Source organism: Sphingomonas qilianensis, from assembly GCF_039614825.1.
In the GTDB taxonomy this organism is placed as follows: Bacteria; Pseudomonadota; Alphaproteobacteria; order Sphingomonadales; family Sphingomonadaceae; genus Sphingomonas; species Sphingomonas qilianensis.
In genome coordinates, this window is sequence record NZ_JBDIMF010000008.1 from 131,416 (window position 1) to 145,502 (window position 14,087).

Sequence of the window (14,087 nt, forward strand, 5' to 3'; positions counted from 1 at the left end):
CTGTGTCACTATTTGTTCAGAAAGTAAGGGGGCAGGATGCTATTTCGATCTTTTGCAGCGATTGTTGTGGCTATCGCCGTTTCGGCTTGCTCGCTTTCTGTGAAGCCTAAACAGTACGCCGGCGTGCCGGGCCAGCCCTACACCTGCTTGAACTACGCCATCGCTGTGGGCATTTCTCCGCCGCCGAACGGGCTGGTTGGTGACCCTTTTCTTGATCGCGTCACGGCCGCGGCCCGAACCGAGCGGGCCGCTTCGAAGACTGAACCCGTCAGCGACTCCATGCTCTTTCTATCCGGTGGCAGCCAGCATGGCGCGTTCGGTGCCGGGTTCATGCAGCGCTGGTCCGAGATGCGCGGGGGAAGCCTGCCGCGCTTTCGCGTCGTCACCGGAATCAGCACCGGCGCGCTCCAGTCCACTCTAGTCTTCATCGGCGAACCCGGGGAGATCGTGAACCGCTACGCCGTGGTTGCGGAAGGCGAACTGCTTCAGGCCAACACGGCCGCTCAGATAGACGGCGGCGGGGTCGAGGCTATCAAGGCCGCAGTGACAATCGTGAAGAAGGGTGCGCTTGCCGAGCTGGTCCCTTTGCGCGGCCAACTCCTTGGCACAGGGCCTGACGACCCGCGAGGCATTCTGACCGCCCAAAGGCTGGGCCGCGTTGCGCAGGAGGCTGGCGACGGCCGCAAGCTGTTCGCCGGCGCGGTTGAGCTCGATACCGGGTTGGCGGTTGCCTTCGATCTCACCAAGATGGCCGAAGACTATGTGGCAGAGAGGAGTCCGTTGCGGCAAGAAACCCTCCGCAAGTGCTATGCCGAAGCATTGGTAGCCTCATCCTCGGTGCCCATTGCGGCACAGCCCAGCTTCATCGAAGGCAAGATGTTCATAGATGGCGGTGCGCGGTTTGGTGTGCTGCCTGCCCAGATGCTTGAGCTGGGTCGACGCATGATGAAGCAGCGCATTGCGGCCGGGGAGCGGCCCAATTTGTTCGTCGTGGTCAACGGCACATTACAGACAACCGCCAAATGTGACTTGGCCGACTGCAAGGGTGGGATTGCGGGAGACCCAATTCCGCCGACCGCACTGAAAAGTCGCGCACATGGCGACTGGAGCTTCCCGGCCCTTGCATTTAGGTCCCTGTCGATCCTCATCAACCAGTCCTATGTCTCGTCGGTCGAGCTTGCTCGGCGGGACGCCGCATGGTGCCAGCGTGAGCCACTGGCGGGCGATGGACAGGACTGTGTGAAAGACGATGCTTTGGACGCGATGAACGTGCATTTTGTGCGTATTTTGCCGGACGAGATGGATGGCGGCATGTTCAGGGTGAACGGGCTGCGAACACCGATTGATTCCGACCGGCCGTTCGAGGACGTTGCCCGGACTTGCGCTGATTGGTCCCGCGAAGACGAGAAACTGGAGAAGCCAAGACCCCACGAGTTCCATCCCCGTTACATGCGTTGCTTGATTCGTTACGGCGCGAAAGTCGCTGAAAATCTCGATTGGGCAAAATACGAACCTCAAGTGGTGCTTACATCTCAGCAGTGATTGCTTACAGCCCATCGATCGAATGGGGAGCGCGGATGCATATCCGCAAACCAGCTCAGAACGGGCGATATTTCGGTATTAGTTCACAGGCTCAAGCATCAGACGAGCGAGCATTGACGTTGAAAACAAGTTCAACCGATGTCGACCAACATACGCCATTGCGATAATGCGCTGGGAACGTCAGCTAACGCCGAAGACGGCCGTGCGCTGCTTTATTGCCTGCGGCGGTCACTTCGGCCGGCGACTGAAGTGCGGTTCGAGCACGCCGACCATGTGGTCGAGCATGTCCGGCCCAGTCTTGCGAGGCATCTGCTCGTCGGCATAGTCCTCGTGCGGCCTGACGCCGTTGAACGTGAGTTCGCCTGCCCCTAGGGCGATCAGTTCGACCATGAAGGGATCCCTCTCGCGTCCGTCGAAGAAGAGGGACGCCTTGGCGCCAAGGCCGGCGATGACGTCGCAGAGCTGCACGGCGGCGGACTCATGGGAGCGGACGGCGGTCGTGCTGCGGACGCGCAGCGGGAAGTCGACAGTGGTACCGTCGCCCATCTCGGCCGGACCGGGTTCGCAGTCGTCGCGCAGGATCGTGTCCCAGACGTCGCGCTGCCGCAGGAAGTTGCTGGACTCGTCGTGGACGACATCGAGGTCCTCAGACCGGCGCTGACGCCAGTGGACGACGGTTGCGAACACTGCGGTGAGTTGGATCTCGCTGCTGTCGGTGAACGACTCCAGGTTCGGGTTGTCGATTTCGAAGCGCCTGGCACCGTGCGCTAGCATGGCGAAAATCGTCGAGATCGGATGGTCGGAAGCGGCCGCGGTGGTGACAAGATGCTCGCGTAACGCGTCCATGGTCTCGCGGCTGGGCGTGCGGGCGAAGGCGTCCCACCGCTTCGCGGTCTCCTCGTACAGCGCCTCGCCGCCGAACCGAAGAAGATCCCGATGAATAGTGTTCATGTAGCGGCGAGCGTATCCGTTGCCATAGTAGTCGTAGCCGTTGGCGGTGAAGGTCGGTTCGAGGAGATACTCGAACATTTTGACGATCAGCGAGAAGCGCTTGTCGATCACGTAGAAGAAGAGGCGGTCGGCGAGCGGCGGGATGTCGGCAGCGAGGGTGCGTAGACCGGCACGGTGGGTATCCCGCTTCCAGATGTTGCCGAACTTGTACTCTGCGCCCTGATACCGCGGGAAGCAGCGCCGCAGGATCTCGGCCGCCTCGTCGTCACCGATCAGGGACGAGGCGATGGTGAAGTACGGCTGGTCGGAATTGTAAAGGTCGTCACCTGTGTAACCCGATTCATCTATGTATATCGTCGTCATGTCAGCAATGTATGGTTTGGCCCGGACCGATGTAAGCGTTGCTTTTCGGATTCGCGCCCGATCATATCGACTGCGGTAAACTGACCGAGCCACAGTGCGAGCGCCATGAGCAACTTTCTCTTCCCGATGTCCGAGTTCAACCGCATCCACCAGGTCATCCACGGCACCATCGAGGCCGAAGGAAACTCGGGGAAGGCGTGCACCCTTTTCGCATGCATCGGCGCCTTGATCTTGAACAAGCACTACGGGATCAAGGCAAGCGCGGTGGCGGGGGGCTTCGCGATGTGCGTTGCGCCCGAGCAGAATATGCTCTTCGGTCGTGACGGCGGCGGTACGGTCGAGATCGACGAGGACGGCTTCCACATGTGGGTGCAGACGAAGACGCACGTCATCGACTTCATGTCGCCGTTATATGAAGAGGCATTCAGGGACGCGCAGCAGGAGGTGACGATCCCTCGGCGGATGTTTCAAAAGCGGCTGGACCGAGAAGCCGCGAGCCTGGACGATCTCAAGAATTCGGGCGACTTTTATGCCATGGCTGATCCCGGCCTGAGCGAGAGGCTGGTCGACAGCATCCTGAACCGTCCGTTGAACACGGACATCATCCAGATCGCCGATCAGTGGTTTGGATCGCGACGCGGAAGGCAGAGGCCGTCGATGACCATCGGAAGTAACGACGGGATTGTACGCGAGCTGCGGCTGCCGAACACGTTCGCCCGTGGAGCGTGGTGAAGACCTATGCGCATACTCCCCAAATGTCCGTCCCGTCCGGCAGGAGCGGAGCGATGCTGATCGGCAGCATCGACCCATCGTGGAAGGACATGTCGAAGTTCGTGGTGCACTTCGCGAAGGAGCATCCGCCGGAGACCGCCTATGACAACGCGATCTCCATCCTCGCTCAGCGACGGATCGTCGCGGCGAACGCCTTCGGCGCCGGACGCAAGCTGGCTCCGGCGCGCAGGTCGGTCTGCTTCAGCGAGGTGCCGCTCCATCACCTGAAGCGGCTGGCGGACGTTCGAGGCCTCCATGGCATCGGCTTCCGGAAGGAGTTTATCGTTGAGCGCGGTGGTGGGCCCATCCTCTACGCCTACAAGGACACACCGCAGGCGCAGGCCGTCAACGCGATGGTGCAGGCGGCGGCACACGACCCGAACTCGCCCGTCTGGCGCGTGGCGCCGTTCGTGGATCTGTCGGGCACCTACGGCTCGTCGACGTACCTGTACGAATGGGAGAGGGAATGGCGGCATGTCGGCGACCTCGACTTCTCGGTGACCGACCCTGCTTTCCTGATTATTCCGGAGAGCCTTCACGAGGCCGCGGGGGACTTCTTCCATTCGGCGAAGATCGAGAACATCGGGCCGAGCTACGAATGTCCCTTCGTCGATCCGTACTGGGGTGAGGATCAGATAGCAGCGGCTCTCTACGGCTGACCTGCGTTGACGGAGGGTCCAGGGCCGGGGCCCCGATGGACGTCTACGACTTCTTCGAGAAGTCGATCTGCAGCTTCTCCCGGTACACCCCAATGCGCTTGCTCGCCCGGTTCACGATGTCCTCGTAAAGCAGGGTCTCCGCGTAAAGCTCGCCCAGCATGCGCCCGGTGTCCGGATCCTGCAGATCGCTGGTGTGGAAGTAGCTGCGTCCAGATGCGAACTTCTTCCAGCCGATCATCCCCAGCGGATCGAGGGTGTCGCCAACGAGATAGCCGTAGAACTTCTTCAGGCGGCCGTTGGACTTGGCGGCTAGCAGGTGCGCGTATCGCGACAGGTCGCCGATATGTTCGTCCATGGGCACGCCGGGCGCCTTGAACTCAATGATTATCGCGGCCCCCTCCTTGCCGAAGATCGCGATGTCGGGCCGCTTTGCCGCGTGGTCCTGGGACCGCCGGCGCAGAGTGGCTGCCAGTTCCTCGTCGATGGCTGGGTCGAACAGTTTGCCGCCATCGTCCCACTCGATCTGGGAGAGCGGCTTATCCGACGCGATGTAGTCGTAGTACTGGTACTCCTCACTCAGGAGCCAGATGTCGTGGTCGGACGTCTCGTGGCTATCCTTGCGCATCGGAAAGAAGATGCTGTGGATGATCTGCTCGTCCTTGCGGCGCTGGCCGTCGTCGATTGCCTGCACGGCAAGACCCCAGCCACAGGCGAGCTTCAGAATCTCGACGATGGCGGCCCGGCGGACGACGAGCTGGGAGAGGTTGGCCATGTCAAATGTCTTGAGCGACGACGTATACTTCCAGGAAAGCTCGTTGATTTTGTGCCGGAAGTCGGCGGTGTGAGGCTCAGCCGTCTCAATCTCGGCGCGCAGATCGAAGATCTCGGCGGTGTCGGCGACGATGCGCTCTTGGTACTTCTTCAGTACGCGCTCGGCGACGGACTTGGCGCTGTCGCCGTAGATGACGCGCGTGTCGGTGTCGGTGAGCATCGCCTGGATGACGCCGAACCTGTCGGCGACGTCCCTGATGACGTCGTCCTTGCTCCAACCGGACGGTGTGACCATCTCCGCGATGATCGGGTCGATCCGGTCGTAAACGTCTGAGTAGGCGATCGTCGCGTCGGTGAACAGGTCGTAGACCGGCATCTCCTCCGGGATTCCGTCGAAGCCGTCCCGCTGCTCGTTGACGCGGCGGTCGAGCAGATCGGCCTCGATCAGCACGATGTGATGGAAACCCTCGACCGGACGGTTCTGCTCGGCGACCGTCTTCAGGTAGCGCCGGGTGATGTCCTCGACCGGCGACGAGCGCGCGCAGAACGAGATGGCGTTACGCGGCAGGTCGTACGTCTGGGCGTCGAGCCGGTAGTGGGAGAGGGTGAATGTCTCCGTACTGCCGAGCGGGTCGCCGGAGCGGGCATCCCGCTCGACGACTTCGGTCGACCGCACCACTGTGACCTCGGGCAGGTCGGATGCGGTCAGGCTGCTGCTTTCGATGCCGCCTTTAGAATTGCGCGTCTCAAACGCGATGACGAATTCGCCGAGCTGCGCCGTGAGGCTTACCAGTCGCTGAAGGAAGGCGATGAGCATGTTGCGGCGCATGTTCGCCGCCGAGAAGACGTCGGCGAGGGATTCAGCCTTGTAGAGCTTGGCGCGGGTCGCCTCCCTCATGGCCTCGAGCCTGATCGAGGTGCCGATCGCGCGCTCGTCGCCGTCGGAAATGCCGAAGTCGGCGACGTCGATCTTCCTGCGCCCAGCGTCGGGCAGGAGGGTGCGGGTGACGGCCCCATCATCGGTGCGGAAGGTGCTCCGGACCCCGACGCGTTCGAAGTGGTGGAAGTACTGGATTCGGCCTGAGCCCCTGCACTTCCCAATGCCGGCGATCGACAGGTCATCCTTGTACGAAGTGTCCTTCGTTACGAATGCATCGGCCTGGTCGTCACCGAAGCCACAGCCGTTGTCGGTGCAGGTTATCGATATGTCCGTGCCGTCTCCGAGGAGTCCAGTCGAAGTGAAATCGACCTCAACAGAAACTGTAAGGCTGCGCGACTGCGGATCGGCGTGCTGTCTAATTAGGAAGGCGTCGATGGAGTTCGAGATGAGTTCTTCGAGGACGACGTATCCATCTGAACTTATCTTCGTGTTCTTTAGGCTTCCACGGATGTCCAGCGTCATTTTCGATCCGTAGAAAGGCACAGTTCGGTTTATCGTTCATGGCGGGACGACCCTCTCGAAGTCAAGGCCGCTGGCGGGTGGTGAGGCCCGGCAAGCAACATAACGCTCCTTGCCGCGCGGAAGGCGGCTGGCGGGCAGCCCTCGGAGTCCTTAAACATCAATCCCGTCATTCCGCTGACGGCTCACACTCTGTCGATCTGCTGTGCCAGATGGACAAACGTCGTGTGTCTGCTCCTGACAAAGCCTGCCGTTTAAAGCTCCACCTGGAAACGACAGCAACGTCCCAAACCTCGTCCTTGATGGCGATAGCGCTGGGCCGCAGAAGGCGAGCACGTCGCACACGAACCGAGGTCCGCTTCGAGCGGCGCAATCACGCCGTGAGCGGCCGGGTTTGGTCTTTAAGGCCGCCGAAGCCAAATGAACGATGCCCCCTTCCCCCGCGGCCTCCGCAAGTGGCAGGTCTGCAAACGGCGAACTGTGTCCTCCCTACCGACCTGTTCACCACCGATCAAAGTCCCAATGGGAGTTAGGGTGCCTGACGCTTTCGGAACCGCCCCCGCGGCGTGCGGCACCATCGATGCTGCTGCCAACCTGAACCCGCGAGCGGCTTGATGGCGAAAAGCCGAGCTCGGCGCCGGCCTTCAACATGATCTGCGCCTGTTTGTTGAGGATCGCTAGATACGGCGACTGTAAGGGCAGGCCCGCATTCGGCGACTTCGTCAGCAGTCCGTATTGCGCGATCTTCATGGCGGCCTCGCGGTGCAGGTCCTCAGCCACGACCCAGATGGCCAGCACCGAGCGGTCGAGCTGCTTGAGGAGGCCGTAGGGCGCATGGGTGATCGCATATGCCCAGCCCTCGCGCTGGCTGTCGCTCAACCAGTCCGGCGCCGCAAACAGGTCTCCCCCGGGCTGTGGTTCCGCCTTATTGATGCGCCGCTTTCCCGCATTGCCGGTCACTGCCTTCAACGCGGATGGCTTGGGCTTACGGCCCTGCACGGTGGATGGATGCAGATAGGAGTTGATACGCCCCACGATCCGAGCATGGGTTCGTACGCGCGCGCAGAGTTTCGATGCAGTGCGCAGTAGCGCGGCGGCCCCTTTGTCGGGGCTCGTCCTCGTGAGCCGCTACCGGCTCTATCGAGGAGATTGACCGATGCCCGACCTGACCGACGCCCAACGCGCAGTGCTGGCCCCTGCTCTGCCCCGCGCCGACCGCTCCATCTACCCGATCACCGCCCCGCTCAAAGGGGGCGCCGTCGGTAACATCGCCAAGAGCCTGCTGAAACGCGGGCTGCTCGAGGAAGGGCGTGCTGACGACCATGCAACAGTGTGGCGGTGCGACGATGACGGTGAGCCGCTCACTTTGCGGATCACTGATGCCGGCGCGCAGGCTCTCAGCGGCGATGTCGTACACTCGGCTAAGCGATACGAGCGCAACGTCGAGCCGCTCGTCGAACAGTTGCCGGCGCGAGAGAATGGGCGCGCGCGCGACTTGCTCATCAAACTGCTGCATCGGGCAGACGGCGCCAGCATCGCCGAGATGACGGACGCAACCGGCTGGCTGCCTCACAGCGTGCGCGGAGCGATCTCGGGCGTAATCGCAAAGAAACTGGGTTACACGGTAGCGAGCGCGAAGGATGACGTGCGCGGTCGCGTCTACCGCATCACGGGCTAGGCTCAGCACGATCCGAGCCTTGTCGCCGCTGTCTCGACGAAGCTGCCGCCTCCGACATCAAGGGTAGCAGTTTCGCCGGTCAGTTGCTGCCAGCGGCTGACTGCAACATCGACATAGGCCGGGTTCAGCTCCATCCCGTAGCAGGCCCTGCCGCTGGTCTGTGCGGCGATGAGCGTGGTGCCTGACCCCATGAACGGCTCGTAGACCGCTTGGCCAATACTGCTGTTGTTGAGAATCGGGCGGCGCATACATTCGACGGGCTTCTGAGTCCCATGCACGGTCGCGGCGTCCTGATCCTTGCTGGCGATCGCCCAAACTGTGGTCTGCTTGCGGCCGCCAGCCCACTCGCCGCGGCCGCCTTTCCTTACCGCGTACCAGCAGGGTTCGTGCTGCCAGTGATAATGCCCGCGGCTGAGCACCAGGCGTTCCTTGGTCCAAATGATCTGGCTGCGGATATCGAACCCGGACGCGGCAAGGCTGTCGGCCACCGTGCCGGCATGGAGCGCGCCGTGCCAGACATAGGCCACATCCCCAGGGAACAGCGCCCATGCCCCGCTCCAGTCGGCACGGTCGTCGTTCAAGACCTTGCCGGTACGGCGGCTCTGCGACACGCCAGCGTCGTTGCGCCAGCTGGGATCGTACTCGACGCCGTAAGGCGGGTCAGTGACCATCAGGTGCGGCTTCACGCCCGCTAGTAACCGCTCAACATCGGCCGCCGCTGTCGCGTCTCCGCAAAGCAGGCGGTGGGCGCCGAGCACCCAAAGGTCCCCTACGCGGCTCACTGGCAGGTCTGGGACGTCGGGCACATCGTCCTCGCCATCGACGCCGTCTTCGCTACCGAGCAGCTTACCGAGCTCGCCGTCATCGAACCCAAGCAGGTCGAGATCGAACGATGCCGCTTCGAGTTCGGAAAGCTCGGCCGCGAGCATGGCCTCGTCCCAGCCAGCGTTGAGCGCGAGCTTGTTGTCGGCGATGACGTACGCGCGCTTCTTCGGCTCGGACCAGCCGCGCGCGACCATCACCGGGGCTTCGGTCAGCCCCAGCTTCCTTGCCGCCTCGACCCGGCCGTGGCCGGCGATGATCATGCCAGCGTCATCGACCAGTACCGGGTTGGTCCAGCCCCATTCGCGCATTGATGCGGCGATCTGCTCGACCTGCTGCGGACTATGCGTCCGCGCGTTGCGCGCAAATGGCACCAGCCGTTCGAGAGACCACCGCTCAACGCTGTCCGCGGGCCAGTTTTGTGCCGTCATTACTTCCTCCAGATCAGGTCTGAAGTAGCGCGTTGCGGTCGACACCGCTCTGCGTGGGACTGCGCTGTGGCACCTTTCGACACGAGGCTGGAGGGTTGACCACCCCCTATGCAATTTCGCGGGTGCGGAATTTTCAGATCGGCATCGGTGTCCCGGGGAAGCGATCCTAGCTTTCACCCTCCCCCCCGGTCCCCCGCGGCGTTGGCCTTCTGGAGCTAGGACGCAGGACCGGCGTTATCGCGCCCGTCAGGCTCGGGGTCTTCTTTGAGCAACCTCATCCTGCCGTCGCAGTCCCAGCGAAAATCGGCGCCGAACTTGCTCAGCGCGCTGTTGTACCGGTCAACATCTTCGACCGGCACCCTGTCGGGCGAGATGGACTCAAAGCCCTTGTACCGCAACTTTGCCTGACCCGACGCGTCAACGAACCATTCGATGTCTTTTCGCCCTTTCGGCGCGTGAGCCAATAGGGCGTTACGCGCGTCGACAAAGGCTGCGACCTCGTCAGTTACGCCGCGCACCTCTGGTTGCAGGTTAAGGTCGTCGCGTTGGTGGCGCTGGCAGATGTCAACCAGATCCGCCGCCTTCGGCATCCAGCGCTCGGTGCGGACCCACTCGGTGATCGCCCGTTCGAGCCTGTCCGCCGGAACGTCGGCCAAATCACGCGCCAGCAGCGCAAGCATCGCGCTGTGCGCGACCAGGTCAGCTGCCGCCGAGGGCCGATAACGCAGGCCAAGCTCGCCTGTCAGCCTCTTGATCGAGGCAGGCACGTTCTGCGGCGAGTTCGGCTTCGCCTGCGAGGTATAGGTCGAGGGCGGGGTCTGGCCGCGCTCCTCGTAATCCAGTGCCCGACGGGCCAGTGCGTTCCATGAAGCTGTCACGATTGTCTCCATCCGGGTTACGGACGCTGGCCCAGCCTTTGCCGGCGGCGTGCGCGATCAAGCGCGCCACCGGCCATGCCGCGGAAGCATGGCGAGCCAGATCGTCCATCAAGGTTTTGTGAGCGCTGACGGTATTCGAGAGCCGCTTGCGCTTTCGGTTGGCGAGAAAGTCCGTCCAGGCTTGCCGATCGACGCCCTCAGGCATCGGGTAAACCGAGCTCTCGCCAGAGGGAGAAGACGAAGTCTTCTTCCTCTTAATGGTGGTTCTTGATGTATTGGGGGACACCGTGTCCGGGGTCAGGGCATTCTCTGTCCGGGGGGCAGGCTGTCCGGGGTCACGCTGTCCGGGGACAGTATGTCCGGGGTCACTGTGTCCGGGGTGGATGGTATAAAGGATGACCTTCCCAGTGCGGCGGTTGGTGGTGATGTGTCCGCCCTCTTCGAGCCGCTTCATCACCCGGCGAGCAGTACGAACGTCGACCCCGGTCTTATTCGCGATCGTTGGCATCGACGGCCAGCAGCTGCCGCGCTCGTTCGCCCAATCCGCCAATGCCACCAGCACCAGCCGGTCGATCGGCGGCAGACCGGAAGACCAGGCTGCGCGCATCAGCTGCAGGCTCATGCACTGCTCGTTGCCGGCCAAACTGCGGCCGGGTTGAGCGCCAAACAGCGCAGCGCCTTACGAATGTTGCCAGGCCGTTCAATCGCAGCCAACGGCATCACGCGCGATGCCCCGAGCTGGTGCTCGAACGCACGCTGTCAGCTTCAAACGCCTCAACGTCCTCCAGCGTATAGACAACGCGGCCGCCGATTTTGAGATGGCGCGGCCCCTGCCCCAACCAGCGCCAACGCTCCAGCGTACGCGGGCTCAGTTTCCAGCGGCGAGCAAGCTCAACCTGGTGCAAATGGGTAATGGTCATGACGTAGCTCCTCGAACCAGTTGGCGATGGAGCGAAGATGAAGGTGTCGGCCGCGTAATTATATTGGGGGGAAACCGGCCGCCCGGTTCATTTCCCTAACCCTTTCACTTTTGGCCTGCCCCTCTGGACGGATACCTCGCCCAAGTTGGCGTCACGCCGACAATCTCGAAACATGTTGTCAGTGATGACGCAGCCCACAAACGCAGCTCGGGCAGCCGCTTTTTGATCATCACGCCGAACCGGACCGCTCGCGGCCCGGGCATCGTTACGAATCCACGCGGTCAGTTGTGCCCGTAGTGATGCCGTTTGGCTTTGTGGTACGACCGATTTCGGGACCAGGACGGGCGCTGTCGCAGAAAGTCGCAGATGGGTGAAGCGAACACCTTCGCCGCTTGCCACATCTGTCATCGGCTCAAGTCGCAAAAATTCCCACAATCGGGTGTCAATCTCAACGTAGCGCGGACCAAGTGTCGTATTCATTCCTTCTGCCGTCCAATCTCCTGCCCAGAGCCTACGTTCGACCCGGCAGGCGAACCTCGCCCACAGCGCCCGGTAGCACTGGTCCTCTTCCACAGAGATCGTGGGCCAGCCTGCTTCATCGCATTGCGGGAGGTCAGAATTGTAGGGCGTCTCCATCACCGAAAAAGTGGTCCACTCATCGTGAACCGCCACCAGCGCGAAGGCCTCGTATAGCTGAATGGACCGGAACATATAAGGAACATAGCGTCGGGACGCAGGTCTGCGCAATCCGGCGGTAAGGATGGTAGAATGATTTTTGGAAAATGAGTTGTCGGCGGTTGCCTGATGCGGCTCGCCGCGCAGTACGTGCAAGGCTATTGGAGCCCATCGCAGGCGCTCTCGGCGGGCCTAATCGTCAGCTAGAGGCAGCAATGACCCACATCCGGAAGTTCGCCGCTGATTTCTCGTGACCCAAGAGCAGACATCGGTTCATACAAAACTAAGAGCGAACCGTTAGAAATGTTCGTCGTTCGGTCGCGGATCGTGTTGTCGCAAAACCGAAAAGCGCCCGCTGCAGAGCGCAATCCATGGGAATGCTCGAGTTCAGCAACTTTCGCCGAGTGGGATCTGACGGCAGTCGGCCGTCCACGATCGCGGAGAGGATGTCGGGTGCCAGATAGTTCAGCCGCAGCGCGAGGGTGATGAACTTCGGGCGGCGGGAGAATCGCCGCGCTATCTCCTCTACCAATTGCCGCTCCTGGTAGACGATTGCTTGCACCTGGCGGGCAAAAGCCAACAAGTCCACAAGGCCGCGCTTGGGCGAGCGCCTGTCTGCCGAGACGTCGAGCGGAAGCCGAAACTGCCGTTCCGTCCTTACCGCGAACGACTCCGCCTCAAGGAGGACTACGGAGTGATGGCGCGCATCGCTAGGCATTCATCGTGCCAGGCCCGGACGGGGACCCTGCCAAGCTCACCGCCCGGCTCGAGCACATCGCTACACTATTGCCCGGCCACGAGCGACCGAAGAGCTTCCGGTTCGGAAACGGTTTGCCTAGAAACGCGATGGGAAAGCTGTGCGATTGGGTCTGACGTAGATGGCGCCAAGGCATCACATCTTGATCGGACTGCCCTCCAGACGACCCACTGGCGCGTGCAAAGCTCAGCGTGGCAAGGGCTGGCCGACGATGGTGCGATCACGAAATGCTTTGTTCGGCCAACATGCTTCAAATTGCCGACGCGGCAAGGCGCAATGGTTGTTCGGCGCAAGGGATACCGTAGACAGCGACAACGGGGTGGTACGGTTCAGCGTTCCGCCGGCTGTCTCTGGCTCGGCGAGCCTCCCGCAAGACACGCGGACAAGCCGTGCGTCGCCGCCGGCCTTCCCGGGGCGGAATGGTAGGTCAGGGCCAACTGCAGCTGGCGACAGTCGACAGCAAGGGTTTGAGCCGCGCTGCGATAGCGAGATTTGACGCATTCCTGCCGGAATGCAGGAGTTCGGCGAGGTCTCGATCCATGAAAATGTCGGGGCCCGAATAGGCGAGGTTCCATTGCGCGAACCTGCGTTTAGTAACAATCCTTTCCTCGATTACCGTTACGCCGGAGTGCCGCCGGTCTGCCCTCAATTTTGAAAGCAATTCGTCTATCGCGTTGCTCGGGCCCTCTACGAACTGGACGAAACGCTGCTCCGAAGACACCAACGCTCCGGTTATTCCGACCGAGGCATTCCAAGCTCTTGAGTATTCTACAATGTCACGAACATGATTTCCACCTTCATAATAGACAAGCTGGCTCGTGCTCGCATACATTAATGATTTAAGAAGGTCATCGGGCATGAAACCAAGTTCCTTGGTTCTATGAGTGCTGAATCTCTATAGCTTTGTTGAAACGAATTATGCTTACCATCAACGCACGACTGTTAAAGACGATCCACTGCTTTCGACAGGAGGAGGAGCGTGCACTCCCGACGTAGCCATTTGTGTTAGGTTCACAGCTCGCGCGTGCCGCTGCGGCCGTCATTCTTCAGACAACGATATTAGGCGACCTTGGTTAGACGTCAGCGCCTGCACCTGCGCCTGGCCGTGTGGCGGTGCGACTACTGGGCAGCGACGAGGGCCAAAATTGCCAAACAGGGCGCCGCGGCGCCGCGGGCGCGGCGCCTGTGCAGCGTAACAGCCCTGGCGATGAGTTGCTGTTTATCGGCGCAAGTCGAACGTCGAGGCAGACGTAGACATCTCCGATTGGCTGATCATGCTGGTCTTGAGCATGCTTGGGTCCATGCGCGCCGTCATTTTAGCTAGTTCGGTATAACTGGCCGCGGTGCGGCGATAGATTTCGCAGCATTCGGCATCCAAGACCGACTCGGCTGATTGCCGTGCCTTGGCTGCACGCGCTTCATATTCATCCGGATGGCATACGTTGATCATAACCGGTCTCCATCCGGAGG

General features: G+C 61.7%; 15 protein-coding genes. 4 read left to right on the forward strand and 11 right to left on the reverse strand.

Annotation, left to right across the window (positions count from 1 at the left end):
• Positions 1 to 66: 66 nt before the first annotated feature.
• Positions 67 to 1,542 (forward strand): patatin-like phospholipase family protein, encoded by a 1,476-nt coding sequence (locus ABC969_RS16260; protein WP_345866211.1) that lies wholly within the window; start codon positions 67 to 69, stop codon positions 1,540 to 1,542.
• Between the two features lie 228 nt (positions 1,543 to 1,770).
• On the opposite strand, the gene ABC969_RS16265 is transcribed toward ABC969_RS16260, so the two are convergent.
• Positions 1,771 to 2,856, reverse strand: coding sequence for a DUF3800 domain-containing protein (locus ABC969_RS16265; protein ID WP_345866212.1), 1,086 nt, complete (start codon positions 2,854 to 2,856; stop codon positions 1,771 to 1,773).
• Positions 2,857 to 2,961: 105 nt separating this feature from the next.
• On the opposite strand from ABC969_RS16265, the gene ABC969_RS16270 reads away from it, so the two are divergent.
• Positions 2,962 to 3,588, forward strand: a complete 627-nt coding sequence (locus tag ABC969_RS16270; RefSeq protein WP_345866213.1) for a DUF2026 family protein — start codon at positions 2,962 to 2,964, stop codon at positions 3,586 to 3,588.
• A gap of 53 nt (positions 3,589 to 3,641) precedes the next feature.
• Positions 3,642 to 4,286, forward strand: coding sequence for an abortive infection system antitoxin AbiGi family protein (locus ABC969_RS16275; protein ID WP_345866214.1), 645 nt, complete (start codon positions 3,642 to 3,644; stop codon positions 4,284 to 4,286).
• A 43-nt stretch (positions 4,287 to 4,329) separates the two neighbouring features.
• Here ABC969_RS16275 and ABC969_RS16280 read toward each other — a convergent pair whose 3' ends face one another.
• Positions 4,330 to 6,459: a hypothetical protein gene (locus tag ABC969_RS16280; RefSeq protein ID WP_345866215.1), complete on the reverse strand. Its 2,130-nt coding sequence runs from the start codon at positions 6,457 to 6,459 to the stop codon at positions 4,330 to 4,332.
• Between the two features lie 498 nt (positions 6,460 to 6,957).
• Positions 6,958 to 7,491, reverse strand: coding sequence for a phage terminase small subunit P27 family (locus tag ABC969_RS16285; protein ID WP_345866216.1), 534 nt, complete (start codon positions 7,489 to 7,491; stop codon positions 6,958 to 6,960).
• A gap of 121 nt (positions 7,492 to 7,612) precedes the next feature.
• Between ABC969_RS16285 and ABC969_RS16290 the strand changes: the two genes are divergently transcribed.
• Positions 7,613 to 8,134: a DUF3489 domain-containing protein gene (locus ABC969_RS16290; protein WP_345866217.1), complete on the forward strand. Its 522-nt coding sequence runs from the start codon at positions 7,613 to 7,615 to the stop codon at positions 8,132 to 8,134.
• 2 nt (positions 8,135 to 8,136) lie between these two features.
• On the opposite strand, the gene ABC969_RS16295 is transcribed toward ABC969_RS16290, so the two are convergent.
• The 8 genes from ABC969_RS16295 to ABC969_RS16330 all read right to left on the reverse strand — a co-directional run bounded on the left by ABC969_RS16295 (position 8,137) and on the right by ABC969_RS16330 (position 14,067).
• Positions 8,137 to 9,387, reverse strand: a complete 1,251-nt coding sequence (locus ABC969_RS16295; RefSeq protein ID WP_345866218.1) for a site-specific DNA-methyltransferase — start codon at positions 9,385 to 9,387, stop codon at positions 8,137 to 8,139.
• A 215-nt stretch (positions 9,388 to 9,602) separates the two neighbouring features.
• Positions 9,603 to 10,067 carry a hypothetical protein gene (locus ABC969_RS16300; protein WP_345866219.1) on the reverse strand — a complete coding sequence of 155 codons (465 nt, stop codon included), beginning with the start codon at positions 10,065 to 10,067 and terminating at the stop codon, positions 9,603 to 9,605.
• A gap of 19 nt (positions 10,068 to 10,086) precedes the next feature.
• Positions 10,087 to 10,887 (reverse strand): helix-turn-helix domain-containing protein, encoded by an 801-nt coding sequence (locus ABC969_RS16305; protein WP_345866220.1) that lies wholly within the window; start codon positions 10,885 to 10,887, stop codon positions 10,087 to 10,089.
• Positions 10,888 to 10,984: 97 nt separating this feature from the next.
• Positions 10,985 to 11,185, reverse strand: a complete 201-nt coding sequence (locus ABC969_RS16310; protein ID WP_345866221.1) for a helix-turn-helix transcriptional regulator — start codon at positions 11,183 to 11,185, stop codon at positions 10,985 to 10,987.
• A gap of 87 nt (positions 11,186 to 11,272) precedes the next feature.
• Positions 11,273 to 12,016: a hypothetical protein gene (locus ABC969_RS16315; RefSeq protein WP_345866222.1), complete on the reverse strand. Its 744-nt coding sequence runs from the start codon at positions 12,014 to 12,016 to the stop codon at positions 11,273 to 11,275.
• Positions 12,017 to 12,143: 127 nt separating this feature from the next.
• A complete protein-coding gene (locus ABC969_RS16320) occupies positions 12,144 to 12,578 on the reverse strand; it encodes a hypothetical protein (RefSeq protein WP_345866223.1) in 435 nt (144 codons plus the stop codon).
• 466 nt (positions 12,579 to 13,044) lie between these two features.
• Complete coding sequence (locus ABC969_RS16325; RefSeq protein WP_345866224.1) at positions 13,045 to 13,476, reverse strand: BLUF domain-containing protein; 432 nt, start codon at positions 13,474 to 13,476, stop codon at positions 13,045 to 13,047.
• A gap of 360 nt (positions 13,477 to 13,836) precedes the next feature.
• Positions 13,837 to 14,067, reverse strand: coding sequence for a hypothetical protein (locus tag ABC969_RS16330; RefSeq protein ID WP_345866225.1), 231 nt, complete (start codon positions 14,065 to 14,067; stop codon positions 13,837 to 13,839).
• Positions 14,068 to 14,087: the final 20 nt, after the last annotated feature.